The sequence below is a fragment of the Xylanibacter ruminicola Ga6B6 genome (assembly GCF_000687715.1).
Classification (GTDB): Bacteria; Bacteroidota; Bacteroidia; order Bacteroidales; family Bacteroidaceae; genus Prevotella; species Prevotella ruminicola_B.
This window is the reverse complement of record NZ_JHXD01000021.1, coordinates 1-25,966: the sequence shown is the minus strand read 5'-3', so window position 1 is coordinate 25,966 and position 25,966 is coordinate 1. Positions and strand designations below refer to the sequence as shown.

Genomic DNA, 25,966 nt, shown 5'->3' with positions numbered 1-25,966 from the left:
TAGCTTATGGAACATATACCTAGTTTTAACGCTCTTATACAAAAGAGTATTATTGACAATTGGGATCGCGACGCGCTTACCGACTTTAAGGGACAGACGCTGCAGTTTCATGACGTAGCCAGAAAAATCGAAAAGCTGCATATCCTTTTCGAAAACAGCGGCATTCAGAAGGGCGATAAGATTGCCCTCTGCGGTCGTAATTCATCACAATGGGCAGTGGCATTCTTAGCCACACTTACCTACGGCGCTATAGCTGTGCCCATTCTGCACGAGTTTAATGCCGAACAGGTACACAACATCGTGAACCACTCTGAAGCCCGACTGCTGTTTGTGGGCGATCATGTGGCTACCATCATCGATCCCCTAGCCATGCCAACACTCGAGGGTATCATCAACAACCCCGATTACTCACTCATGATTTCGCGTACCGACAAATTAACCTACGCACGCGAGCACCTGAACGAACTTTATGGAAAGAAGTTCCCCAAGTACTTCCGCAAGGAGCACGTACACTATTATATGGAGGAGAGTCCTGAGGAACTGGCCGTTATCAACTATACCAGCGGCACAACAGGTTTCTCTAAAGGCGTTATGCTGCCCTATCGCGCGCTCTGGTCGAACTTCGACTTTGCCATGAGTGTGCTGGGCAACACCATCAAGGCTGGCGATAAGGTTATCTCAATGTTGCCTATGGCCCACATGTATGGTATGGCATTCGAGTTTATCTTCGAGTTCCTGCACGGTTGTCATGTTTACTATCTGAACCGTGTACCCTCGCCTGCAATCATCGCACAGGCCCTTGCCGAGATTCGTCCACGTATCGTCATCGCCGTACCTCTTATCATCGAGAAGATTATCCGCAAGAAGGTATTCCCAAAGATACAGAACAACCGCATGCGCCTGCTGTTGCAGATGCCTGTGATTTCGAAGAAGGTACGCGAGATGATTTGTCAGGAGGTTTTGAAGGCTTTTGGTGGCAACATGTACGAGGTCATCATCGGTGGTGCAGCGCTGAACCAGGAGGTAGAACGCTTCCTGAAGCGTATCGACTTCCCCTACACCGTAGGTTATGGCGCTACTGAGTGTGCACCTATCATCTGCTATCGCGACTGGCATACCTTTGCCCCAGGTTCGTGCGGACGAGCAGCTTTGCATCAGGAGGTAAAAATTGTATCCCCCGATCCACAGCGTATTCCTGGTGAGATTCTTACCAAGGGGCCGAACGTGATGTTGGGTTACTATAAGAACCCTGAGGCTACAGCCGAGACCATCGACCGCGATGGCTGGTACCACACTGGCGACTTAGGTACGATGGATGCCGATGGTAACGTGTTTATCAACGGACGCTCAAAGAACATGCTGTTGGGTCCTAACGGACAGAACATCTATCCAGAGGAAATCGAGGACAAGCTGAATTCGATGACCATGGTGATTGAAAGCGTGGTTGTACAGCGCGACAACAAGCTGGTAGCTTTAGTTCACCCCGATATGGACGAGGCCAAGAACCTGGGATTCTCTGAGGAGGACTTGAAGAACATCATGGAGCAGAACCGCAACGGACTGAACGAGATACTTCCTGCTTACGAGAAGATTTCTGAAATCGAAATCCACGAAGAGGAATTCGAGAAGACACCTAAGAGAAGTATCAAACGCTTCCTCTACAAATAATACGAATAAAGCCTCCTTCGGGGAGGCTTTATTGTTTATATCGATTATTAACTTTACTCATACCAATAGTAATACCAGTATGTACCAAAGTACTGGTCTTCTACCTTACCTTTCTGTTCCATTTTATTAGGATACTGGCGGCGCAGCTCGCGGAAGTTTTCGTAATCCTCGTCTAACACGGTGTTACGATAAACAGCCACAGGCTTTGAACGCAGATGTCCATAGAGCACCAAGGCCTCGCGATAGTGCTTAGGCAGACTATCGTTCAGGGCGTAATACTTACCAACCTCGCCAGCAAATTTATCAAGCTGCTTATCGATGAGATAACCCGACAACTGATAATCGGCTACCACCTTACTGGGTACGGTATCCTTACACAGCACATGGTGCTGCACTAACTCAAGATAATGCATAGGTGACATCTGATAGGCTGGAGCTGCACCCATGAACTTATACACGCTGTCGACAGGATATAATAATAAGGTGGAGTGACCATCGGTTGGCAGAATACTCTTGCTGCTACCACATACCTTATACTCGAAGAGCTTCTCGCCTAAGGCATCCTGACGAGCCAATGCCTGCATACGCAACATCACCAAATGCTCGTCGCACTCTAACGATTTTTTACCTGCGGCCAAGGCACCATCCACATCACCCTCGAGCAAACAGCGTTCGGCTCGCATACGATAATGGAATACAGCATTGGTATTGCCGATACTTACCGTCAGAATCATGAGGAGCACCATGATAAGCAGGTTCATCCACATAGAACGCGACAGGAGATGCGGATTTGGATCATCGTCTAGTTCCTGCAGTTTGGTAAACAGATAGGTACATCCACCCCACAGCAAGAGATAAACAATGATAAGCCACCACGAGAACGCATGTGTGATGCCACCCGCTGGATCGGGTACAATGTCGGAAAGCATGCCCAAAGCCAACATAGATGGAAAATAGGTAAGCGCATAAAAACTCTTATTCAGACGCGTTACCTTATGAATAAGGTGCTGGAGCAGATAAAGCACGAGGGTGATGCCTATGGCACCCACCAACCGGTTATAATGCGTAATACCATGACTGAGCACATGCTGTGCCATCATCAGCAGATCGTTCTGAAAATAGTACAGCCAGCACCAAGAGAATAGAATAAAAACGATAGCGCACACAACGCGTATGGTTATGGCGCTATCTTCTTGTTTCTTTTTACGATAATTCATATTTTAAATTTTCTTCAACACAACGGCTGAGCGAGCCGGGATATAGAGTTTGAGCCACTCCTTATGATCGGCCACATAAAGCGGATCATAGTTTGTGAAGTGGGTAACAGTGTCGTCGGCAAAGCCGTTGCCACCAAAGTCTTTCGAATCGGTATTAAGAACCACCTTATACGAACCGGTGGGTACCAAGAATCCATAATCGGTATAGCTACGTGTGGGCGAGAAGTTGAACACAAATACCAAGTCGCCACGCATAAAGCAGAGCACCTGGTCGCCATCATCGTGCCATATCTCTGTAACAGGTGTAGCCTGGAAGTTGCGTACGCCCTTAATCACCTTCAGCATCTCGCGATCAAAGTCGCCCAGCCAATGGTAGCAAAGGTCCTTGTTGTCGACCAGATTCCACTGACGGCGTGCGTACTTATAGCTCCAGCCATTACCCTCACGTGGGAAGTCGATCCACTCAGGATGGCCGAATTCGTTACCCATAAAGTTCAGGTAGCCACCATTGATAGCTGCAGCAGTAACCAAGCGGATCATCTTATGCAGGGCGATACCACGCTGGGCAATATCATTCACATCCTTCTTGGCAAAGTGCCAATACATATCGGCATCAATCAAGCGGAAGATAATGGTCTTATCGCCAACGAGTGCCTGGTCGTGACTCTCACAGTAAGAAATAGTCTTCTCATCGGGACGACGATTTTTAACCTCCCAGAAGATAGAGCATACGTTGATATCCTCGTCGCGTACCTCTTTAATCGTCTTAATCCAGTAATCGGGGATATTCATAGCCATACGGTAGTCGAAACCATATCCGCCATCCTCGAACTTAGCAGCGAGCCCAGGCATACCCGACACCTCTTCGGCGATGGTGATAGCAGCAGGATTAACCTCATGTATCAGCTTATTGGCCAAGGTGAGATAACAGATGGCGTTATCATCCTCGTGACCATTAAAGTAATCGCCATAACCACCAAAGGCCTCACCCAAGCCATGCGAGTAGTAAAGCATAGAGGTAACACCATCAAAGCGGAAACCATCAAACTTAAACTCCTCGAGCCAGTATTTGCAGTTTGAGAGCAGGAAGTGCAGCACCTCGTCCTTACCATAATCAAAGCAAAGTGAATCCCATGCCGGATGCTCATGACGATCGCCAGGATAGAAGAACTGATTAGGATCTCCAGCCAGATTGCCAAGACCCTCAACCTCGTTCTTAACAGCATGCGAATGTACGATATCCATGATAACTGCCACACCATTCTTATGAGCAGTATCAATCAATTCCTTCAGTTCCTCAGGAGTGCCGAAACGGCTACTTGGTGCAAAGAACGATGATACATGATAGCCGAACGAACCGTAATAAGGATGCTCCTGAATGGCCATTACCTGAATGCAGTTATAACCATCCTTGATAACGCGCGGCAACACATTATCCTTAAACTCCTTATAGGTACCAACCTTCTCGGCATCCTGTCCCATACCTACATGGCACTCATAAATGAGCAAGGGGTTCTTCTTGGGTTTGAAGTTCTTTTTCTTGAACTCGTATTTCTCCTCAGGATTCCAAACCTGAGCTGAGAAAATCTTTGTATTCTCGTCCTGAACCACACGACGGCACCAGGCAGGAATACGCTCGCCTTCTCCCCCATTCCACTTTACCTTCATCTTGTAAAGCTGACCGTGCTTCAGGGCTTTTTCGCTGAGTTTCAACTCCCAGTTGCCCGTACCCTCGATACGCTTGCAACGGTACTTTTCGCTCTCCTGCCAGTTATTAAAGTCACCAATCAGATAGATATCAGTAGCGTTAGGCGCCCACTCGCGGAACACCCAGCCCTTTGACAACTTATGCAGACCAAAATAAAGATGACCAGAAGCAAACTGACTCAACGTTTTCTTGCCGTTCTGTGTAAGCTGGTTCATCTTCCATACAGCATGATCGTGACGGCCACGGATAGCACCCTCAAAAGGTTCCAACCACGAGTCGTTACGTACCAAGCCGATGTGTTCAGGCTGTGTAGGAGCAGCTTTCTTGGCCGAGGTCTTTTTGGCTGCCGGTTTCTTGACAGATTGTTTCTTTGTTTCCATAGTTATTGTATTTTTATTGTTTTGCTTTTAATGTTTTATGCCTTAACCTTGAAAATGGCTTTCTTGATTTCAGGCTGGTTGATGATGCAAGGGGCATGACCATCTTGCGGGAAGAAGATGACGAACTGACCAGGTTTAACCGTTACATAGGTCTGAGCCTTGGTGTCGCCATACTTGGTGATATCTTTTTCGGCGTTATACTCGAAATCGGGCAGATCGCACAGAGGCGTATAACCGAAAGTTTCTTCACAGGTGATAGGAATCTGGATATCAATCATCTCGATATGTGTTTCGAGAACTGCTGCCTCTTGGGTTTTGCCCTTAGCCACCTGAATATTTACAAACAGATCCTTATCCTTGATAAAGTGCTTACCCTCTTCTATCGCCTGGAGGTTGTTGTTTTTCAGAAACTCAACCACATCGGCAAACAACGGATTAAGTGTTACGTATTTGCCCAGATTCTCAATTGTATCAATAATCATAATCAGTAAAATATTTAAGTTGTTTGTTACTTTAATTGTCTGTGTCCACGGGTATAGGTTCCTTGAGCGGTTACCTTACCATTACGGTCTTTCTCTACAAAGTTGCCATCACGAACATCATCGAGATAGGTGCCTTCGAAACGATTACCGTCCTTATCCTCCTCGATAGCCGCACCGTTACGACGACCGTTCTTAAAAATGCCTTTGAATTTAGAGCCATCGGCAAAACGGGCAATACACTCGCCATTAGGCTGACCGGCTTTAAAGGTTCCCTCAACAGTATCGCCGCTCTTCTTGGTAAGCTTTCCACGCCCATCCTGTTTATCGGCTTTCCACTGACCTACGTAGGTATCGCCATTCTGCCATACCAGCGTACCCTGACCTTGCTTGTCGCCCTTAAAGAACTGACCTGTATAGACGTCGCCATTGGCATACTTAAAAATGCCCTGACCAGTACGCTCACCTTTTACGTAGTCGCCCTCGTAAACGTCGCCATTCTGGAACTTATAGATACCACGACCGTTCATCTCGTCATCAGTCCAAGGACCAATATACACATCGCCTCCAGCATACTTAAAGGTACCTTTACCCGAGCGCATATTCTCCTTCCAATCGCCATCATAAACCGAGCCATCGCCCCAGTCGTAGATGCCTTTGCCGTTCTTTTTATCGTTCAACCAATCGCCTTTGTAGAAAGCACCACTGGCAAAAGTATAGGTACCAAAGCCCGAACGCTTATCCTGTCGCCACTCGCCATCATACTTATCGCCATTATAGTAGTACATCACACCATGGCCCTGCTGATAATCGCGGAACCACAAGCCATCGTAACGATTGTTATTTGCGAAGTAATATGTTCCCTTGCCATGCTGCTGATCCTGGAACCACTCACCCTCGTACTTCTCGCCATCAAAAAAGGTAAAAATGCCAAAACCCTGACGCTTGCCTTTAACGTATTCGCCTTCGTAAAGGTTGCCATTCTTATAAACAGCCTTACCCTTACCGTTTGGTTTTCCCATTACCATTTCGCCCTGATAATCGCCACCATCCTTAGTTGTGGCCGAGCCGAGTGTTATCTTCTGCGCATCTGCAGTAAAAGGCAGAAACAATGAAAGTGCTATAATCGAAAGTTTATTTATATTCATTTGCAATATATCCTATTTTAGTGTGCAAATTTAAATAAAATAATCGAGGTGCGCAAATTACTTACCTATAATTTTATAAGTTTTTGCGTTTTCATCAGTTTTTTTGTTTACCTTTGCACCCGTTATGAAGTTTATGGCTATTATTCCTGCCCGTTATGCTTCTACAAGATATCCGGGCAAGCCGCTTGCAATACTGGGCGGAAAAACAGTGATTCAGAGAGTGTACGAGCAAGTTAAAAGCGTGCTCGACGAAGTATATGTAGCAACCGACGACCAGCGCATTTTTGACGCAGTAGTGGCCTTTGGCGGTAAAGCCGTGATGACACGTGCCGACCACAAGAGTGGTACCGACCGTATTGAAGAGGCTGCCGAGAAGATCGGATCGGATGCAGATGTAATCATCAATGTACAGGGCGACGAGCCATTTATACAGCCCTCGCAGATTGAAACCTTGATGCACCTTTTTGATGCACCAGAGACACAGATTGGTACATTAGGAAAACTGTTCGAATCGATCGAGGCTATCGAGAATCCTAATTCTCCGAAGATTGTTACCGATAATCGTGGATTTGCACTCTATTTTAGCCGTAGTGTAATTCCTTTTATCCGAGGCAAGGAGCGTAGCGAGTGGTTTGGCGAATACCCATTCCTGAAGCACTTGGGTATCTACGCTTATCGCCGTGAGGTTTTGGCCGAAGTAACAAAATTGCCCCAAAGCAGTCTGGAAAAAGCAGAGAGCCTGGAGCAATTACGTTGGTTACAGAACGGCTACCGCATCCGTGTGGGTATGACCGATATCGAAACAGTTGGTATCGACACCCCAGAGGATCTGACCCGCGCCGAAGAGTTCTTACTGAAGCATCTGGCGTAAAAGATCCTTCTGACGCTCAGTGAGATTTGTTGGAAGTTTTACCTGATAGGTAATGATGAGATCACCAAAGGTGCCATCGCCCCTATCATACCCCTTACCACGCAGTCGGACCTTAGTGCCTGGCTGCGTTTCTGGTTTAATTTTCAGCTTCAACTTCTGACCGTTCGACAGGGTTACAATCACCTCGCCGCCTAACATAGCAGTGTAAAGATCTATCGTAACGTTAGCATTCATCTCGCCACTATGCGTTCGGGCCTGACGACCGCCGCCAAAACCTTGGAAGCCACCGAAGCCTCCGCCTTGTCGACCTTTGCGGCCAAACAGATCCTCGAAGAACGATGAGAAGCCACCTCCACTCTGGAAACCACTAAAGTCGAAACCACCAAACGGGTTGCCGCCAGCCTGACCGTCACCTCCAAACCCCTGAAACTGCTCGGCCTCGCGCCACTTCTCGCCATACTGGTCGTACTTTTTACGTTTCTCGGGATCACCAATCACATCATAAGCCTCCTGCAAGGCCTGGAACTTTGCCTGAGCCTTGGGATCATCAGGGTGCAAATCGGGATGAAACTGCTTAGCACGTTTCAGATAGGCCTTCTTTACATCCTTCTGCGCAATTGTTTTATCTACGCCTAAAATCTTGTAATAATCAATAAATGCCATAATCTTATCCTCCTACTTCTTTTTTCAACATTTCCAGCAAAAAATGTGCCAAACAAAAAACAAAATAATCAGGTAAATATTTGGGCATATCAACTTATTTATGTAATTTTGCAGACAAAAATAAGAAAATTGATGAAAAAGCTTACTATCATATTGATTTCCACACTGTTATCAGTGGCGCCCATTGAGGCAAAAGACAATAAGACCGTAAAAATTAAGGTGATTGAAACCAGCGATGTGCATGGACATTTTTTCCCTTACGACTTTATGGAGCAGACACCCATCAAGGGTACACTTTCGCGTGCAAACACCTATATCAAAAAGCAGCGTAAAAAGTATGGCGAGGATCATTTCCTGTTGATAGATAATGGCGACATCCTGCAAGGTCAGCCTTGCGTATATTGGTCGAACTATGTGATGCCCGAGGACGAGAACATCGCAGCTTCGGTTATCAACTACATGAAATACGATGCCGAAACCGTAGGTAATCACGACATCGAGCCTGGTCACAAGGTTTACGACAAGTGGATTCGCGAGGTTCGCTGTCCATTGCTGGGCGCCAACATCGTTAAGGAGGAATACAAGAATGCCGAGGCCCGTCCTGAGCACATTTATACAGGATTGAAGCCCTACTCTGTACATTATAAAGATGGGGTTAAGATTGTAGTTATCGGCATGCTTACACCTGCCATCCCCAATTGGCTGAACAAATCAATCTGGAAAGGATTGGAGTTCGAGGAGATGACCGCATGCGCCAAGAAATGGATCAAGTATGTAAAGGAGAACGAGAAGCCCGATTTGATTTTCGGTTTGTTCCATTCAGGCCTGAATGGTGGTATCAAAACAGCAGAATACGAGGAAGATGCAACAGAATCAGTAGCCCGCGAGGTTCCTGGTTTCGATGTTATCTTCTTTGGTCATGACCATCAGGTACACAACATGCTGATTACCAACAAAGCTGGCGAAAAGGTGCTTTGTGTAGATCCCTCATGCTATGTAAACAACGTGGCTGAAGCAGAGATTACGCTGACATACAAGGATGGCAAGCTTAGCAAGAAAAGCATTATCGGTAACATTGTAAATGTGCGCGACGAGAAGATCGACAAGCAGATGATTACCTACTTCCAGCCTACCATCGATAAGGTAAAGGAATATGTGAGCCAGAAGATTGGTTACTTTAAGAATCCTATCTACACCCGCGAGAGTTTCTTTGGCAACTCGGCATTTACCGATCTGATTCACAATCTGCAGATGAGCATCTCTAAGGCCGACATATCGTTCAACGCCCCCTTGGCATTCAATACCACCATCGATGCCGGCGAGGTTACACAGGCTGATATGTTTAAGCTGTATCGTTTTGAGAACCTGCTGTTTGTACTCAAGATGACTGGTGAGGAAATCAGAAAGCACCTGGAGTTCTCGTACGACATGTGGTGCAACACAATGACATCGCCCAACGACCACGCATTGCGTTTAAACGACGATTCGAAGGAAGACCAGCAGCGTACAGGCTTCCAATACTACACCTTTAACTTCGACTCGGCTTGCGGCATCGACTATGAGGTAGATCTGACCAAGCCCGACGGACAGAAGGTGAGAATCCTGCGCATGTCGAACGGTGAGCCATTCGACGAGAAGAAATGGTATAAGGTTGTGATGAACAGCTACCGCGCCAATGGCGGTGGCGAACTGCTGACTCGTGGTGCAGGTATCCCACAGGATTCGCTTGAGAGTCGTGTACTCTTCCACACCGAACTGGATCAGCGCCACTATCTGACAGAAGAGATTAAACGTTTGGGAACTATCGACCCACAGAAAAATAACAACTGGAAGTTTGTGCCCGAGGCATGGACAAAACCTGCACTCGAAAGAGACCGTAAACAACTGTTTGGAAAATGAAACAACATTATTTTGTATTCTGCAAAGAAGACTTATTGTTAGAAAAAACCGCAGATGGCGGATACACCATCCCCTTTCAGGAAGAACCACCCACCGAGGTGAAGCCTTGGACCAACGTAATGACCGTTACTCCTCTGGATGGCGTTGAGGTAAAGACATATAAGATAGACAGTCCGGTTTGCGACGACCCACGCTACGAGATGTGCGGTTTGCGACAGAGCTATTACAAACTTGACAAAGCCCTGTACCAAAAGGCCGGCAAATGTCAGGAGCTGCTGTATTGGGATGCCAACACCAAGTATTGTGGAGTGTGTGGTGCCCCTATGCGAATGGATACCGACATCTCGAAGAAATGTACTGAGTGTGGCAAGGAAATATGGCCACAATTAGCTACAGCAGTCATCGTGCTGATACACAAAGGCGACGAGGTTCTGCTGGTCCGCGCCAAGAACTTCCGTACCGATTTCTACGGATTGGTAGCAGGATTTGTTGAGACAGGCGAAACACTCGAAGAAGCGGTAGCCCGTGAGGCATTCGAGGAAACAGGCGTAAAGATTACCAACATACGTTATTTTGGTTCGCAGCCCTGGCCCTACCCTTGCGGACTGATGGTTGGCTTTAATGCCGACTATGTATCAGGCGACATCCACCTACAAGCCAGCGAAATAGCTAAAGGAGGCTGGTTCCGTAAAGACAACCTGCCTACTATCCCCGAAAAATTATCAATTGCACGTATGCTGCTCGATGCGTGGTTAGCTGAGAAAGATTAATACTCTACTAACTGCATCGATAACACACCCGTATAACTGATGGTTGATTCTACCATATAACAGGTAGCGCCATCAGGGATACATAGTGTGGCGTTAAAATGCAAGCCAGCGGCATCAATATGACTAAAGGCCATATTGGCCAGAATGGCATCTTCTAAGAAAGCAGCAGGCACTAAGCCTTGATACTGCTGCTTACGAAAATCGCTCGAATAGATCTGACGTGCGCCTTGGAAAACACTAATGTGCATAATGTTGTCGTAATACACATTCTCTACTTCCAATCCGTCCTCATTAAAAGTACGCTTTGTTACTTTATACTTGGTAGGATTAATGGCAATATACCAATGGTAGCGATTGCCGTTATAGGCAGCCACCGAGTCGATCTTAACCTGATGGGTATAGGTAAGCACACTCGGAGCAGTAGCCTCGATATCGGCATCATCGTCGTCGCTCTTCTGCAGCTTCAACAAATCACCATTCTGATTATTAAACCAGAAGAGATGTTCGGTATGTTTAACGATACTATATGCCGTTCCCGATGCCAGATAAAGCGAGTCCTTATAGATGCGGAAGTAGGTTGGCATACTGGTAGTATCGGCAAAGTAGAGCGTATCTCCGCTTACACGGAACGACACATCACCACTCTCCTCATCCACCCATACACCTTGAAGCATCTCCTTAGCCTCCTTATCGTCGGGCAACGATGATGAGTTGTTCTGGTTACAAGCTACCAGAACAACCATCAACATTGATATCGTTAAAATATTCTTCATTTACTTACCTATGCAATGATATTCAAAGCCATTCTCGTCGAGTTCCTCTGTATCAAAGATGTTACGACCATCGATAACCAACGGACGCTTCATAGCTTTCTTAATCACACCCCATCCTGGCAGGCGGAACTCCTTCCACTCGGTAAGCAGCAACAGGGCATCAGCATCCAGTACTACATCGTACATGTCGCGACAATAGGTTACCGTTTCGCCGATACGACGCTTACACTCTTCCATAGCGATTGGGTCGTAAACACGTACGTTACAACCAGCCTCAAGCAACTTGGCAATCATCACAAGGGCTGTTGATTCACGCATATCGTCGGTCTCAGGCTTGAACGAGAGTCCCCACATGGCGATAGTCTTACCCTTCAGAGCCTCAACACTGCCAAATGCCTTAACCAGCTTCTCAAACAGCACGCTCTTCTGCTTTTCGTTTACACGCTCAACAGCTTTCAGCACCTCCATCGAGTAGCCATTCTGGTCGGCAGTCTTAATCAGCGCCTTTACATCCTTAGGGAAGCAAGAGCCACCATAACCGCAACCTGCATACAGGAACTTACGTCCGATACGTGTATCGCTACCAATACCTGCGCGTACCATATTAACATCGGCACCAACACGCTCGCAAAGGTTGGCGATATCGTTCATGAACGAGATACGGGTTGCCAGCATCGAGTTTGCGGCATATTTGGTCATCTCGGCCGATGGTATATCCATGAAAATCACGCGGAAATTATTAATAAGGAAGGGCTTGTAAAGCTTGGTCAGCGTTTTCTTGGCTTTCTCGCTCTCAACACCTACTACCACGCGGTCGGGACTCATAAAGTCCTTAATGGCGTTACCCTCTTTCAGGAACTCTGGGTTCGAAGCCACATCGAATTCGATATCAACGCCACGCTTTGCCAGCTCGTCCTCGATAGCCTTACGCACCTTTTTAGCTGTGCCTACGGGAACAGTACTCTTGGTTACAACAACCAGGTATTTATTCAAGTTCTGTCCGATGGTCTTAGCCACCTGCAGCACATATTTCAAATCGGCTGAGCCATCCTCATCTGGAGGTGTACCTACAGCTGAGAAAACGATCTCCACATCATCAAGCACAGAAGCCAAGTCGGTAGTAAACTTCAAGCGACCTGCGGCCACATTCTTCTTTACCAACTCGTCGAGTCCAGGTTCATAGATGGGGATTTCCCCGTTCTTCAGGCGTTCAATTTTCTTTTCATCAACGTCTACACACGTTACGTTTGCACCGGTATCGGCAAAGCATGTTCCCGATACCAAACCTACATATCCGGTTCCTACAATAGCAATATTCATACTGTTAACAACTAATTTTTGTGCAAAGGTACACTAAATTTTTAATTTCCCAAGCATTTTAAGTTTCTTTTATTTGTTTATGTCGAAAAAATGCAGTAATTTTGCAGCCGTGATTGAATTAGATAGACATATTGAGATACTGTTGCTCGACAACGATTGCGTGATTGTGCCTGGTTTGGGCGGATTCATGGCGCATCATGTCGAGGCAAGATACGAGGAAGACGAGCAGGCCTTCCTCCCCCCACTCCGTACATTAGGTTTTAACCCACAACTTAAGATTAACGATTCACTTCTGGCCCAGTCGTACATCGAGGCTTACGACATCAGCTATCCAGAGGCCCTTCAGCGTATTGAAGACGAAGTGAACGAACTGACTCAAACCCTGCAGAACGAAGGTCGCTACGAGCTTAATAATATAGGTATATTAGAGCTTAACGAGGATGGAAACTACGTGTTTACCCCTTGCGAGGCAGGCATTCTTACCCCAAGCTTGTATGGACTCAACTCGTTCGAGATGAGCTTGATTAAGGTTGTCACCCTGCCTGAGGTTGAGGAAACTCCTGCAGCCAAGGTTGTGGAGATGAAGCCCGAACCCAAGCCCGAGGTTAACAGCGTGCTGCAACAGAACCTGGTTGATATCAACGACGACGATACCGATGTAGTACGCATCAAGTTCTCATGGATTCGCAATGCCGTGGCTGTTGCCGCCATCCTGTTGGCTGTGTTCTTTGTTGCCATGCCTACTGGCAAGACCGAGCTGATGAAGAGCACCATCAACAATCTGAACAATCAGATCCTGTTTGGTATGATGACCTCGAAGGATACTAACACCAGCGCCATCGATTTTAAGCGTAAGGATACTCAGAAGCCAGCCGCAGTTAAAACTGCCGAGGCTATCCTCGATACCATCAAGCCCGCTAAGCCTGTCGAGGCCGAGGCTACCAAGCCTGTTGCCATTAAGACCGACAGTGCTCGCGAAGGTTACTGCATTGTGCTGGCCAGTCATGTTAACAAGCAGAATGCCGAGATTTTCATCAACAATCTGGCAGAGCGTGGTTACAAGGGTGCCGAGATTTATGTGCACAACAATGTTACCCGTATCGTTTACGGTCACTATGAGAATCAAGCCGATGCTTATACCCAGTTACAGAAGATAGCCAAAGAAAAGGATTTGGCCGAATCTTGGGTTTACAAATATAACGAGAAAAACAAGTAAATGAAGAGAGTACGCTGCCCTAAGTGCGACCAGTACATCACCTTCGATGAGACCAAGTACGAGGCTGGTCAGTCGTTGGTTTTCAAATGCCCCGACTGCGGCAAGGAGTTTGGCATCCGTATCGGCGTGAGCAAGCTTCGTGAGCGTCAGAAAGATGAAAACCCCGACGAGCAGGCCAACGAACAGGGTTGCGGATCAATCGTAGTCATCGAAAACGTATTCCATTACAAGCAGGTTATCCCTCTCCGTATGGGCGACAACATCATTGGTCGTTATCAGAAAGGTAATCCTGCCAATACCGCTTTCGAGACAGTAGATCCCAGCGTCGATCTCAATCATTGCACCATCACCGTTAGTCGTGATAAGAAAGGTGGCTTGCGTTATACGCTGAAAGACAACAACAGCAACACTGGCACCTTTATCGATAACGTAGAGCTCACCCCAAAAGAGCGCCGTGTTATCAGCGATGGCACCCTGTTCACCCTTGGTGCCACCTCTATCATCCTTCGCACATCCAACGACGAAGAATAAAATATGATTACCGAAGGCTATATGCCGTTTATGGGCTACCAAACCTACTACCGCATAGTAGGCGAGGTATCTGAGAAAGCACCGCTATTGTTGCTGCATGGCGGTCCTGGTAGTACGCACAACTATTTCGAGGTACTCGACTGCATCGCAGAAACCGGACGACAGGTTATCTCGTACGACCAGATAGGTTGCGGCAATTCTTATCTCGACGGGCACCCTGAACTTTGGACGCAGAAGACGTGGATAGACGAACTTATCGCCATCCGCGAGTATCTTCAGCTCGATACCGTGCATATACTTGGCCAGTCGTGGGGAGCTATGCAGGCCATAGCTTATGTGATCGACCACCAGCCTCAGGGCATCAAGTCACTTATTCTGTCATCAGGACATGCCTCCAGCAGTTTATGGGCCAGCGAGCAGCACCGTCTTATCAAATACCTGTCGGACGAAGATCAGGAAGCCATCCGTCATGCCGAAGCTACAGGCAAATGGGATGATGAAGCCTATCTGCAGGCAAACAATCATTACTTTGAGCAGTTTGTTATCAGTGTCGACGAACACTCATCAGAGTGTCTCCGTCGTCCTAAGCGTGCTGGTGCCGAAGCCTACCTCTATGGCTGGGGCCCCAACGAGTATCAGCCACTCGGCAGTCTGAAAAACTTCGAGTATACCGATAAGCTTGGTCAGATTTCTCAGCCTACACTTATCTGTAGTGGCACACGCGACATCTGTACCCCCGTTGTAGCAGCCTCGCTCTATGAGCATATCCCCCACAGCCAATGGCATCTGTTCCGCCACTCGCGCCACACCTGTTTTATCGATGCTCACGAAGAGTATTGCCAGGTGCTTACCAAGTGGCTGAAAGAAAACGACTAAATGAATAGAACAGCCAGCGAGGAAGGATTAAAGCGGAATCCACATCCAGAATACAGAACCTTTCCCCTTTCCTTCTGACACCACACCGATGTCGCCATGACAGGCGTCGGTAAAGGCTTTACAGATGGAAAGTCCGAGACCTGTACCCTGTACAAAATCATTTACTTTGTAGAAACGGTCGAAGATTCTGGGCTGAGACTCTGGTGCGATACCATCACCCGTATCTTCACAGTATACATACAAGCCCTCAAGCTGTTTGCCGTCGATGGTTCTGGTCTCCGTATGGTAACCCAGTTTGATATGTCCCTGATGGGTATATTTCACAGCATTAGTCAGGAAGTTGGTGATGACCTGCGACACACGGTCTACATCGACCTTGATTGGCAATGTGGCATAAGGATTGTCTTTTATGAACTCCACCCCTGGCTCCTGCACTCTGGAGCGCAACGACTCAAACAACTCGTTAAACGACTTAGCGAAATCCACCTCAACGGGCCTGATATCCATCTGGCCCGATTCAAGCGATGAAACTGTCAGGATATCGTTGATCAAGCGCAACAGCATATCGCAGTTGTTCTTGATAATCTGGATAACTTCTTTTTTATCCTCTCCTTCCAGCGCCGATAGTACTTCTGTAAAGCCCACAATCGAATTGATTGGAGTACGTATCTCGTGCGTCATATTTGCCAGGAACAGCGTCTTCAGCTGTCCAGACTCTCTGGCGCGCTTCGTCTCTTTGCGCAGCTGATCCTGCTTGCACATCAGGTCGTTGACGTTTCGCCATACGCCAAATGCACCCAGAAGATTTCCTTCCTTGTCGAATTCTGGGATACAGTTAATCTGCACCCACTGATTCTCAGTGGAGCTCTGGGTCACAACTGGATACATCTGACCAACATATACCAACGGTTTCTTCAGGGTTTCCGCAGGATCAGAAAGTGCCTTGACAAACGGATGCTCCTGATCGACGAAAATCTTCTGCAACTGCTCCAGACTGAACGAGCGCATCACAGTGTTCAGTCCATCATAGAACTCTAATGTGTCACGCTCCAGACTGATGCGCCATGTTTGCATCTTCGAAGCCTGGAGCATATAGCGCAACTCGGCCTCGTAATTCTTGATGGCCTCGTTCATCTTCTTCATCCTGGCATCGTTCTCCATCACGTTGAGATACATGTTACGTTCCTCAGTCACGTCGTTGGCCGTCACCGAGATATACATCAGTTTTCCTTTTTCATCGTAGATAGGATGTACGCTTATTTCCAGATATACACGCATGTTGCGCTCTGGAACGATACTCAACGAACAGGCCCAGTAGTCTTCCGGATTCTCACGATCCAGCACCTCGTTGAATGGCATCACATCAAAGAGATTCATCTTCGAGAAGAACTCATCGCTCGTATCACTATCGAAATGACAGATCTGTCGCATAATTTGGTTAGCATCTATGAGCCAGCCTTCAGGCGAATAGAACGACATGCCGATGATAGAATTCTCGAATATCGACCTATATCGCTCCGATAGATGCTCCACCTCACGTTCTTTCTGCTTAACCTCTGTTTCATCAGTCAGGGTAGCGATGATGTTCACCGGCTTTCCGTCCTCATATTCAGCAATAGCGCGTCCATACATATCGTGCCAGTCAGGTTCGCCCTGTCCTGTATAGTTGTAATCCCAGCGATAATGGCAATCGGCTTCCAGATCTGTACCATCGCTCAGGCGCTCAACAAATGTGCGGAACCTTTCACGATCGTCAGGATGAATATATGTATAACATATATCTATCCCCACATTATTGCCGAACATCGCCTTGCCGTGCAAATCATACACACGGTTATCCTTCAAGTCGAGACACATCACGTGGTTGCCACTGATGTTGAGCGCCATCATCATGGCTTGCTGCTCGTCAAACATGATATTCATCTTCAATCTTCAATTTTCAATGTTCAATCTTCAATATTCCTAATCCCTTTTCTTTTCAATCTCAGAGGCCGTGCAAGGTATCGACACCCATACACTTGTGCCCTTTCCGTAGTCAGACTGTATCTCTATGGTACCACCCATCTGTTTGGTCAGCAGCTGGGCGATAGGCAAGTCTAGGCCAGAGCCTATCAGTTCGCCATTTGCATTGCGTGCAAAGTTATGATCGAAGATGTGTGGTGCTACCTCTTCTGTAAATCCAGAGCCAGTATCTTCAATGCGTATTGTAAGTTCACCACGATGATACTCGTAGCTTACAGTTATCGAGCCGTGCTCAGTCATCACGCAGGAGAAATAGCACAGGCGCTGGATGACCATCGCCAAATGACTGCCGTCGATATCCACCACCAGTTTGTTGTAGGGCTGCACTACTACAGGCTGTACACCAGGCTTGATGCTCGACAATGCATTCTTGCAATACCCTTCAAATTCAAAAGCGAAATCCACATTATCCTTCTTATATTCCTCCATATTGGCCTCCAGTCGCGATATGTAGAGGATATCGTTCACCACCAGCAACAGCTCGTTGGTACTATTCTTAATCTGGTCGATGAAGAAAGGCTCGTCGTCCTTGTCATGATCGCCGGTAAAGAGTCCGGCATAGCCTATAATGTTATTCAGCGGTGTACGTATCTCATAGCTCATATTGGTCAGGAAGGCCTGCTTCACCACCTCAGTCTCCTGCGCCTTCTTCGTCTCCACAGCTAGTCGCTGCTCCGTCTCCACCACTTCAGTTATGTCACGATATGTGCCGAAGTAGCGCTCCACCTCACCCTTTTCATTCAGCATAGGCACCATGTTGAAGAGCAGCCATATCTGTCGGCCCTTCTTGTCGCGTATCTCAATCTCGATGGCTTGCACAATGCCGCGAGTAGTCAGATGGTCCATCCTGTTCAGCGCACTATTCACCGTTCTGCGGAATCGAGGTGTAGCCAGTCGGATACAGCGCAGTTGCGACATGCGCAACCTCTTCTTCGTCTCACGATTGATGAGTTCGAACGTATAAGAGTGTGGATAATAGTTCACCAGTTGCACACCGCTCACGCTCAGGGCATAGTCCAGGTTGGCAATATACTGCTTGATGCTGTCGGTACCCTGCTGCAGTTGCTTCAGACCGTTCTGCAGGCGATGGTAAGAGTTCACCATCTCTGATATGTCGTGGCCCGACATATACACTCCCTCCAGCTCACCTTGTTCGTTGCGTATGGGATTGATGGTCGATTCATAATACATTCTACCAGTCAGGCCGAACTCATCCAGTCGGTATTCAGGCGTCTTAAACTCGTGGAAATCGATGATACTGCCTGTCAGCGTGTTGGTCATATCATTCAGAGGTATCTGACTGTAGAAGGGGTTGTTCTTGAGTAGGAAACTTCCATCGAGCACCTGTTCACGACTTTTCACGTTAAAAGCCGCACAGGCACGTTCGTTCAGATCGGTCAGCACGCCGTTGTTGTCGTAGTACAGCATATCGAGCAGCGACGAGTTGAATATCGTGTGATAACGAGCCAGCAACTCATTGATCTTCTGTTGCCGTTGATACTCGTCAGTCACGTCGTGCTGAATAGCCATCAACGATGTGGGCAGTCCATCTTCGCCCCTACTCATCACAGAGAATGATATCTCGTAGTGTCTGCAGTCCGATTCCTTTTTCGCCCTACTTCGTGCGCTCACCTTGCCCGTATCCATCTTGCCTTCGCAGATAGCGAAGACCACATCACGCATATGATCCACATCGTCACGATGGAAAAACAGGGCGAAATCAGCAGGGTTATATTCGCGTTCATAGTCACCCTCCTCCGACAGGTAACAGAAATGGCGCGTAGCAGGATCATAGAACCAAAGGCGCAACCTACTTGTTTTCATGATCAGCGCCAGACGAGCCTTCTGTTTTTTATTGCTCACATCTTCATTCATCCATTTTAGATTAGCTGTTTTTAGTCTTACTAATTGCAAATATAGCTCAAATATTGCACATTTGGTCAAGCTAGCCTCTTATTTAAGTTTTATTTACATTTCTTATTTTGCAAAACATTTGGATGTTTTGAGTATTTTGTCTATTTTTGCAGCAGAACAAACAAACATCGTTGTATGACAGATAAAAACAGAAAGGTACTCGACCAAATCAAAGCAGTTGCACGCGAGTCTGCCCCCAAAGGCAGTCTGGTTATTCTGTTTGGTTCCAGAGCGAGAGGCGAAGCAAAAAGAGGTTCCGATTGGGATATTCTGATTGTTCTGCCTAAGAGCCGCTTGGAACAGAGCGATTACGATGATGTAAGTTTCCCCTTTGTTGAGTTAGGTTGGAAACTCAACGAACAAATCAACCCCGTTATGTACACCAAAGCCGAATGGGATGCCAGCAGCATTACCCCATTCTACGACAACGTGGTACGTGATGGCATAAACCTTATATAAGCCTCTTCTTGAAATATCCTCGACGATTTTAAACTGCTGTAAAGATATCAATGCCATCGCGATGATCACCACGAGCCACTGAACCAAAAAGTCGCATGCTTACTATTCCGAACTGCTGCTGCAACTCAGACTGATGCTCTCGTAACAGAGCAATATACTCTTGCGACGTTTTCATTCCTCTGTATAAAGCTTGTCTTTCTCGAAGGTGATGCCTTCGTAGAGTTCTTGGTGGCCTTCGTAACTTTGAGGGAGGAAGTGGAGGCGGACACCACGGATGTGCTTTTTGGCTTTAAAATCCTTGAGATTGTCAACCTTTTCGCTCTCAATCTCCAATTTCATCATACCCCAGTCTGGCAGACGGACACGATCGCCCTCGCGTAGATGTGAATTAACAACTTCAGCAACACTCGATAAGACTCCCAGGACATTGGATGTATGCGTACCCATGCGCTGGGCCGTTTCCTTGATGAGCTGTTTGCTATCTACTGTATGATAGTGAACAGCTACTGCCTTATACTTGCCGCAAGTGGGACGTGTTGGGTTGGTTTCTTTCTTTAATCTATATTTCATAAGTAATAAGTTTTTAGTGGTGCAAATTTACACATTTTCTAGAGAATAAACAAGAAAGTCTACGAAAATCTTCATTTTGAGATAATCTGCGGAAAATTTTTTAGAAAAAAGTAGTTGTGTTAACTACATAACTACATAAAATGCGCCAAAACACAAGTAAATACAGGTATTTACGATGTCTGCATAACTACATAAAAACTACATTCTAACTACATAAAACTACATAGCACCTACACCCCTAAGAAAATTCTCTAGAGAATTTTGTTGCTTGCTAGGGAGTAAGAGATGGTTAGTAGGTTACTTAGCCGAAAATTCTCTAGAGAATTTTGCAACGACTCTTAAGGATGGAGGTTGCAAGTACCATAAGAAGTAATTGCTTGCATAGCTATAAGTTACTTTTTGCCTATCAAGAAGTAGCTTTTGGAGGAACGAAAAGTAACTTTTATGTAGTTAGAATGTAGTTTTATGTAGTTTTTGTGTAGTTAGTTTGATACATAAAAGTAAGTGTTTATAAGGGTTTTAGAAGATTTTATGTAATTATGTAGTTAGATTAATGAAAATATTTTCAAAATTTCTTGGAATTTGCGAGAAATTGCAGTATATTTGTAGGCGATTATCGAACATAAACAAATAACTAATAAACTTATGAAGGTAACATTACTTAAAAAAGACGGCCGTAAAGAGGTTATCAACCGTGTAGAGTTGGCTGAACTGGCCTCAGCCATTAAGAATGGTATGATAGAAAAAACGGTACGTAGAACGCGCGAAGTGTATCACCTGATGAATCCACACCGTTTGGCAGATGGACAGGTAGCTGTACAATGGGAAGGTGGCATCAAGTTGCCACGCATCTGCTTTGTGGCCGACTATCAGAATCGAAAAGGCGATTGGCGCATGCTGGCCTACAACGGATTGGTAGTGCTGGAGGTAAACGACTTGCAAACCTACGAGAAGGCAGTAGAAATAAGAGAGTTGGCCAAGAAACTGCCAGAAACATTAATGTGCTTTCTGGGTGGATCGGGACGAAGCGTGAAAATAGTATGCAGAGGTGAGCTGTATGATGGCGGTTTGCCAAAGGGCGAGAAGGATATCCGCCAATTCCATCTTAATCTGTATAACACAGCCAGACAAGCCTATCAGAACCAGTTTGGATTCGACATCCAGTTTTTGGAGCCACGAATGGATCGCACCGTTTACATGAGTGCCGACCCTGAGATGGGGTACAATGCTGAGGCGCGCCCGTTCTATGCCGACACAAAGGAGCACACCTTACCCCAGCCCGTAGCTATCAGTAAGGATGAGGATCATCTGATGCCTGGTCGCACCGTTACGCGTACCTATCATCTGAACTGGACCTTTATTGTTGAGACCATCATGGGGCATTATTTCGAATTGCCCGATGAGAATAAGGAGGCAGAACTACTGATGCAGATAGCAGCCCGATGTCTGGACGAAGGCATTCCCCAGGCGCACGCCAAAGGTATGACGCTGCTGCACCCTGTGCTGAATCGCGACAAAATGCTGGTGGAGAAGAGTTTCCAGACCGTTTATAGCGTGACGGAACAAAAGGATTATCTGGAGAAGCACAAGATTAAGCCCTTGAAGAGTGTGCCCGAAGATACTATCCAGGCGATGAAGACAGAGATATTCCTGAACTCGAACTTCGACATGCGTAAGAACCTGCTGACGGGCGTGGCTGAGTATCGAGAAAAGTTCAGCGACGATCAGCGATTCAAACCACTTACCGAAGAGGTGCGTAACGATATGACGCTGAGAGCCACCGAGTTAGGACTGAAAGCGTGGGACAGAAACGTGAACCGCTTTATCGACTCAACACGCATTGAGCAGTTCGACCCCGTAAACACCTGGCTCGACCAGTTGCCCGCTTGGGATGGGCATGATTACATAGCCGAACTGGCAGCCCGTGTGCCCACTTCGCAGCCGCATTGGCCCAAGTACCTGAGATATTGGCTGATGGGTATGGTAGGACAATGGCGCGAAAGCGATAAGCAGTTGACTGGCAATGCACTAACGCCCCTATTGATTGGTCGCCAAGGATGTGGTAAAACACGATTCTGCAAAATAATCCTGCCACCCGAACTGCGCGATTACTATAACGACAAGCTGAACTTTAAGAACGAGTTCGACCTGAACATCGCCCTTACCAGCTTTGCCCTCATCAACATCGATGAGTTTGACAAGACCACAAATTCGCAGCAGATTGTACTGAAATACCTATTATCGTCGAGCGACGTAAAGTTCCGACCACCCTACGGCAAAACCATCAAGTTGTATCGCCGCTACACCTCGTTCATCGGCACCACCAACCAAATGAAACCACTGGTTGACCCAACAGGAAGTCGACGTTTTGTGTGCGTAGGTGTTGAGGGCAATATCGACTTTAGTGATACGCTCAACCACGAGCAGCTGTTTGCCCAGGCCCTATACCTATTTAATAAAGGTGAGCGCTTTTGGTTGAACGATGATGAAATTAAGCAGCTGATGGCCGAGAACGAGCCGTTCCAGAAACTGAACGACTTGGTAGAGATGATTGGCGAAACCTTCCGCCGCCCCAAGGAAACGGAGCAAGCCAAGTGGTGGAGTCTGAGCGACATCAGTGCCCTACTAGCCTCGCGCTATGCTAATTTCGATCCAGAAACATCGTTCAGGAAAATAGGCAGTGCGCTGAACGATATCCAGTTCAACTTTACAAGCAAGCGAACCACCAAGCACATGGAATACTGGTTGATTGAAAAATAAAAACACAAACAAAATCCGCTAATTCACTGGGAATTAGCGGATTATATTCAAATCAGAATACAGAACGTGCAATTGGTCCGAATCGTGATGGTCAGTCCGCTGATGAAATCAACGGTGGTATTATGAGATTGGCCAGGAATCTGGCTCAGCGTCTGGGTAAGACCGAGACAGAGGTAAGCCGATGGCTGTCAGGCACACATAACTTGACGCTTTCAACTATCTGTAAGGATGCAGTTTCAGATGTTGCATACGGTATTCACCCAGAACAGCATTAACCACCGTCCTTATTTCATCCTGAGTGCGCCAGATAGTATCGAAGTCAGTCATTGTTCTGAAAGCTTAAGCAATCGGTTAATGTTGTATTCAAGTTCTTCCAAGTCAATGAACTGAGATCCACGATATACTTCCTTGCCATCCATCAGAAGCAATACGGTTGGTCCTGAATAAACCAGGAATTGACCTGCAATTAAAGGTTCTTCGGTGATATCTGTATAGAAAGAAGTCAGGGACGGGAACAGGTCTGCCAACCTCATCACTTTATCAAGCATGACATTGCAGACTCCACAATCTGGAGCCTTGATGTAGAACAGACATATGCCGTTATCCGTTATGGTCTGCTCTATATCTATTATGTTAGTCAAGTGCTTCATCAATTCTTACCGTAAATTCGGATTTTGAGCATCGTGGTGGCAAATGTCTCTAAGACAATGGCACCTATCAGAAACAGCCATTCTTTCATTTGCTCTCTGATGATATGCCTTTCTTATAGATATACGTGGTATAGCCAGGAGCGTAGGAGTCATAGACCTCGCTGAGGAACTGACCTACCAGTGTGAAACCATGTTGTGGGTAGTATTCGTGGGTGCAACTGGTGTCGGTCCAAAGGTATAGATGCCTTAGGTCTCTGTGCAGGAACTCATCCATCATTTCCTGCAGCAACAGTTTCCCACAGCCTTTCTGATTGCTGATGAAGAGCGATAGTTTCACTTCGCCGTCACTCATGCACTGCACCGTTTTTCCGTCAACCTCCAGCATATAGTCGGCCAATAGACGGAAACGTTCAAGCTCATGGTCGGTCATCTGTGCCTCAATGTTCTCGCGCCATTGGCTGACATCTGCCTTGTCGTCATGGAAGTTGGCAAACAGCACCCCATGAATCACGCCATCATCGCCCACGGCCTTCAAGGCAAGCGAGGGATTGCTATAGTTATAGCGAAGGATATACTCTGCCACTGCATCGATAAACCACTGCCGTTCGTCGGCATAAAAATCGCCCCATGCACCAGCAGCCAGTGGCGCTGCTTTAGCAAAGTCATCATTTGTGAATTTCTCTATTTTCATTTCTATTATTGCCTCATGCTTTATTAAGTTATGTAATACTCTGAAAATTGGAATTTACTTGAATGAAATCCCCTTTAGACATGAACATTATCTGACAAGCCTGAATCCCCAGTGCATCGTATTCAGCTGTCCAAACACAGGAACCCAGAATGCGCCTAACATTTCCGTGTAGCGAGACATGGAAATATCGCCCATGTCGAAAGTGTCTGTCCATCCAAAATCATGAAGGATTTCCATATTTCATTTAAACAAATTTATTTATCTCATTAAAATATTTATTTGAATCTTTTGAAATCAGATATCTCCATATCGATGACAAAAGTCATTAATGGTTCCAATGTTAATCTGTTACCACTTCATTGAAATGCTCCTTGCCCCAGGCTATCAGAGCTGTGAGTGCAGGCATCAGCGATTTGCCTGTGTCTGTCAGGGAATACTCCACTCGGGGAGGAACCTCCGGATAGACCTCACGATGAACAAGGTGACTCTGCTCCAGGTTCTTCAGTGTCTGCGAGAGCATCTTCTGAGAACAATCCGTCATCAGACGGCGGATCTCATTGAAGCGCAATACACCCGTCTCGCTGGTGTGAAGCATATAGAGCACCAGCATAGACCACTTGTCACCGAAACGACTCACTACTTGCCTGATAGGACAGGCTAAATACTCAGCTTTGATATCTGCCATAATATACTTATTAGAGCGCAAAGGTAACCAATAGTTACCGAATTACCAAATTATACTTAGTTAATCTAAGTTAATGTCACTTTCGCAGAAGCCCGATAACATCACAATTCCTACTTTTTGGTAACTATCTCACCAAAAAGTGCCTTCTTGTGGGAATAAGAAAAAGGTTGTAATTTTGCAGCGTCAAAACGAACAAATAATATTTTAAACGAATAAGAATTATGAAACAGATTGAGACAATTAAGAGTGGAAAGAACTTCAGCGCAGTAAGCGTAGGTAAGATGAATGAGATTATCGAGCACGTGCTTCCCATGGGACCCGATGTAACTATTCAGGGTAAGGTGTTCGCAGGTCAGGCCGTTGGTGCAACGAGTAGCGAACTGAGTTTCCAGACACTCGTTCCTGGTCAGGACAGCGGTTTCCTGCACACCCACAAGACTCACGAGGAACTTTACATTATCCTGAAGGGTGAAGGCCAGTATCAGGTGGATGGTGAGGTCTTCCCTGTCAGCGAGGGCACCATTATCCGTGTTGCTCCCGATGGCAAGCGTGCGCTGAAGAACACGGGCAGCGAGAACCTGACCATGCTCTGCATCCAGTACAAGGCCAATGCCTTCACCGAGGCTGACAGTCCCATGACTGATGGTGTCATCCTGCAGGAAGAACTGAAATGGTAAGCGAGATGTTCGACAAAGC

The 25,966-nt window shown here is 46.6% G+C and carries 25 protein-coding genes; 11 read left to right on the top strand and 14 right to left on the bottom strand.

What is annotated here, in order from left to right:
• The first annotated feature begins 6 nt into the window (after positions 1-6).
• A complete protein-coding gene (locus T500_RS0111865; RefSeq protein WP_028908290.1) occupies positions 7-1,668 on the top strand; it encodes an AMP-binding protein in 1,662 nt (553 codons plus the stop codon).
• 53 nt (positions 1,669-1,721) lie between these two features.
• On the opposite strand, the gene T500_RS0111860 is transcribed toward T500_RS0111865, so the two are convergent.
• The 4 genes from T500_RS0111860 to T500_RS0111845 are packed head-to-tail and all read right to left on the bottom strand — an operon-like array spanning position 1,722 to position 6,600.
• Positions 1,722-2,885, bottom strand: a complete 1,164-nt coding sequence (locus tag T500_RS0111860; protein ID WP_028908289.1) for a DUF6057 family protein — start codon at positions 2,883-2,885, stop codon at positions 1,722-1,724.
• A 3-nt stretch (positions 2,886-2,888) separates the two neighbouring features.
• Positions 2,889-4,973, bottom strand: a complete 2,085-nt coding sequence (locus T500_RS0111855; RefSeq protein ID WP_028908288.1) for an alpha amylase C-terminal domain-containing protein — start codon at positions 4,971-4,973, stop codon at positions 2,889-2,891.
• Between the two features lie 35 nt (positions 4,974-5,008).
• Complete coding sequence (locus T500_RS0111850; protein ID WP_028908287.1) at positions 5,009-5,455, bottom strand: YhcH/YjgK/YiaL family protein; 447 nt, start codon at positions 5,453-5,455, stop codon at positions 5,009-5,011.
• A 26-nt stretch (positions 5,456-5,481) separates the two neighbouring features.
• On the bottom strand, positions 5,482-6,600 hold the full coding sequence (locus tag T500_RS0111845) for a phosphatidylinositol-4-phosphate 5-kinase (RefSeq protein WP_028908286.1): 1,119 nt from the start codon (positions 6,598-6,600) through the stop codon (positions 5,482-5,484).
• 124 nt (positions 6,601-6,724) lie between these two features.
• Here T500_RS0111845 and kdsB point away from each other — a divergent pair, with 124 nt between their 5' ends.
• Positions 6,725-7,471, top strand: coding sequence for a 3-deoxy-manno-octulosonate cytidylyltransferase (kdsB, locus tag T500_RS0111840; protein WP_028908285.1), 747 nt, complete (start codon positions 6,725-6,727; stop codon positions 7,469-7,471).
• Here the strand turns inward: kdsB and T500_RS0111835 are convergent.
• Positions 7,451-8,134 carry a DnaJ domain-containing protein gene (locus T500_RS0111835; protein WP_028908284.1) on the bottom strand — a complete coding sequence of 228 codons (684 nt, stop codon included), beginning with the start codon at positions 8,132-8,134 and terminating at the stop codon, positions 7,451-7,453. The genes kdsB and T500_RS0111835 overlap by 21 nt on opposite strands.
• Positions 8,135-8,266: 132 nt before the next feature.
• Here T500_RS0111835 and T500_RS0111830 point away from each other — a divergent pair, with 132 nt between their 5' ends.
• Together T500_RS0111830 and nudC are read left to right on the top strand one after the other, a co-directional pair.
• The gene (locus tag T500_RS0111830) at positions 8,267-10,033 is read left to right on the top strand and encodes a bifunctional metallophosphatase/5'-nucleotidase (protein WP_028908283.1); all 1,767 of its coding nucleotides are present in this window, start codon (positions 8,267-8,269) and stop codon (positions 10,031-10,033) included.
• The gene (gene nudC, locus T500_RS0111825) at positions 10,030-10,803 is read left to right on the top strand and encodes an NAD(+) diphosphatase (RefSeq protein WP_028908282.1); all 774 of its coding nucleotides are present in this window, start codon (positions 10,030-10,032) and stop codon (positions 10,801-10,803) included. Before T500_RS0111830 ends, nudC begins: the two co-directional genes overlap by 4 nt.
• Here nudC and T500_RS0111820 read toward each other — a convergent pair.
• Both T500_RS0111820 and T500_RS0111815 read right to left on the bottom strand, forming a co-directional pair.
• Complete coding sequence (locus T500_RS0111820; protein ID WP_028908281.1) at positions 10,800-11,576, bottom strand: DUF4738 domain-containing protein; 777 nt, start codon at positions 11,574-11,576, stop codon at positions 10,800-10,802. The genes nudC and T500_RS0111820 overlap by 4 nt on opposite strands.
• Positions 11,577-12,896, bottom strand: a complete 1,320-nt coding sequence (locus T500_RS0111815; protein WP_028908280.1) for a UDP-glucose dehydrogenase family protein — start codon at positions 12,894-12,896, stop codon at positions 11,577-11,579.
• 109 nt (positions 12,897-13,005) lie between these two features.
• Here T500_RS0111815 and T500_RS0111810 point away from each other — a divergent pair, with 109 nt between their 5' ends.
• Genes T500_RS0111810 through pepI form a run of 3 tightly spaced genes read left to right on the top strand, consistent with a single transcriptional unit; the run spans position 13,006 to position 15,519 of the window.
• Positions 13,006-14,112 carry an SPOR domain-containing protein gene (locus tag T500_RS0111810; RefSeq protein ID WP_028908279.1) on the top strand — a complete coding sequence of 369 codons (1,107 nt, stop codon included), beginning with the start codon at positions 13,006-13,008 and terminating at the stop codon, positions 14,110-14,112.
• Entirely contained in the window at positions 14,113-14,643 is a 531-nt protein-coding gene (locus T500_RS0111805; protein WP_013065595.1) for an FHA domain-containing protein, read from the top strand.
• Between the two features lie 3 nt (positions 14,644-14,646).
• Positions 14,647-15,519, top strand: a complete 873-nt coding sequence (gene pepI, locus T500_RS0111800) for a proline iminopeptidase (protein ID WP_028908278.1) — start codon at positions 14,647-14,649, stop codon at positions 15,517-15,519.
• A 27-nt stretch (positions 15,520-15,546) separates the two neighbouring features.
• Here pepI and T500_RS16510 read toward each other — a convergent pair whose 3' ends face one another.
• Both T500_RS16510 and T500_RS0111790 read right to left on the bottom strand, forming a co-directional pair.
• On the bottom strand, positions 15,547-17,442 hold the full coding sequence (locus T500_RS16510) for a PAS domain-containing sensor histidine kinase (RefSeq protein WP_051612049.1): 1,896 nt from the start codon (positions 17,440-17,442) through the stop codon (positions 15,547-15,549).
• 39 nt (positions 17,443-17,481) lie between these two features.
• Complete coding sequence (locus T500_RS0111790) at positions 17,482-19,404, bottom strand: PAS domain-containing sensor histidine kinase (RefSeq protein WP_196243515.1); 1,923 nt, start codon at positions 19,402-19,404, stop codon at positions 17,482-17,484.
• A 186-nt stretch (positions 19,405-19,590) separates the two neighbouring features.
• Here T500_RS0111790 and T500_RS0111785 point away from each other — a divergent pair, with 186 nt between their 5' ends.
• Complete coding sequence (locus T500_RS0111785; protein ID WP_028908276.1) at positions 19,591-19,914, top strand: nucleotidyltransferase domain-containing protein; 324 nt, start codon at positions 19,591-19,593, stop codon at positions 19,912-19,914.
• Positions 19,915-19,942: 28 nt separating this feature from the next.
• Here the strand turns inward: T500_RS0111785 and T500_RS17010 are convergent, their stop codons facing one another.
• Together T500_RS17010 and T500_RS0111775 are read right to left on the bottom strand one after the other, a co-directional pair.
• Complete coding sequence (locus tag T500_RS17010) at positions 19,943-20,089, bottom strand: nucleotidyltransferase family protein (protein ID WP_155267533.1); 147 nt, start codon at positions 20,087-20,089, stop codon at positions 19,943-19,945.
• Positions 20,086-20,484 carry an HU family DNA-binding protein gene (locus T500_RS0111775; protein WP_028908275.1) on the bottom strand — a complete coding sequence of 133 codons (399 nt, stop codon included), beginning with the start codon at positions 20,482-20,484 and terminating at the stop codon, positions 20,086-20,088. Before T500_RS0111775 ends, T500_RS17010 begins: the two co-directional genes overlap by 4 nt.
• A 645-nt stretch (positions 20,485-21,129) precedes the next feature.
• Here T500_RS0111775 and T500_RS0111770 point away from each other — a divergent pair.
• Complete coding sequence (locus tag T500_RS0111770) at positions 21,130-23,244, top strand: BT4734/BF3469 family protein (protein WP_028908274.1); 2,115 nt, start codon at positions 21,130-21,132, stop codon at positions 23,242-23,244.
• A 122-nt stretch (positions 23,245-23,366) separates the two neighbouring features.
• A complete protein-coding gene (locus T500_RS17005; protein ID WP_155267532.1) occupies positions 23,367-23,519 on the top strand; it encodes a helix-turn-helix domain-containing protein in 153 nt (50 codons plus the stop codon).
• Between the two features lie 48 nt (positions 23,520-23,567).
• Here the strand turns inward: T500_RS17005 and T500_RS0111765 are convergent, their stop codons facing one another.
• The 3 genes from T500_RS0111765 to T500_RS0111750 form a co-directional block, all read right to left on the bottom strand.
• Positions 23,568-23,894, bottom strand: coding sequence for a thioredoxin family protein (locus tag T500_RS0111765; protein ID WP_028908273.1), 327 nt, complete (start codon positions 23,892-23,894; stop codon positions 23,568-23,570).
• 85 nt (positions 23,895-23,979) lie between these two features.
• Positions 23,980-24,585, bottom strand: coding sequence for a hypothetical protein (locus T500_RS0111760; protein ID WP_028908272.1), 606 nt, complete (start codon positions 24,583-24,585; stop codon positions 23,980-23,982).
• A 340-nt stretch (positions 24,586-24,925) separates the two neighbouring features.
• The gene (locus T500_RS0111750) at positions 24,926-25,270 is read right to left on the bottom strand and encodes a winged helix-turn-helix transcriptional regulator (protein WP_028908271.1); all 345 of its coding nucleotides are present in this window, start codon (positions 25,268-25,270) and stop codon (positions 24,926-24,928) included.
• Between the two features lie 221 nt (positions 25,271-25,491).
• Here T500_RS0111750 and T500_RS0111745 point away from each other — a divergent pair, with 221 nt between their 5' ends.
• Positions 25,492-25,947 carry a cupin domain-containing protein gene (locus tag T500_RS0111745; RefSeq protein ID WP_028908270.1) on the top strand — a complete coding sequence of 152 codons (456 nt, stop codon included), beginning with the start codon at positions 25,492-25,494 and terminating at the stop codon, positions 25,945-25,947.
• The last annotated feature ends 19 nt before the right edge of the window (positions 25,948-25,966 follow it).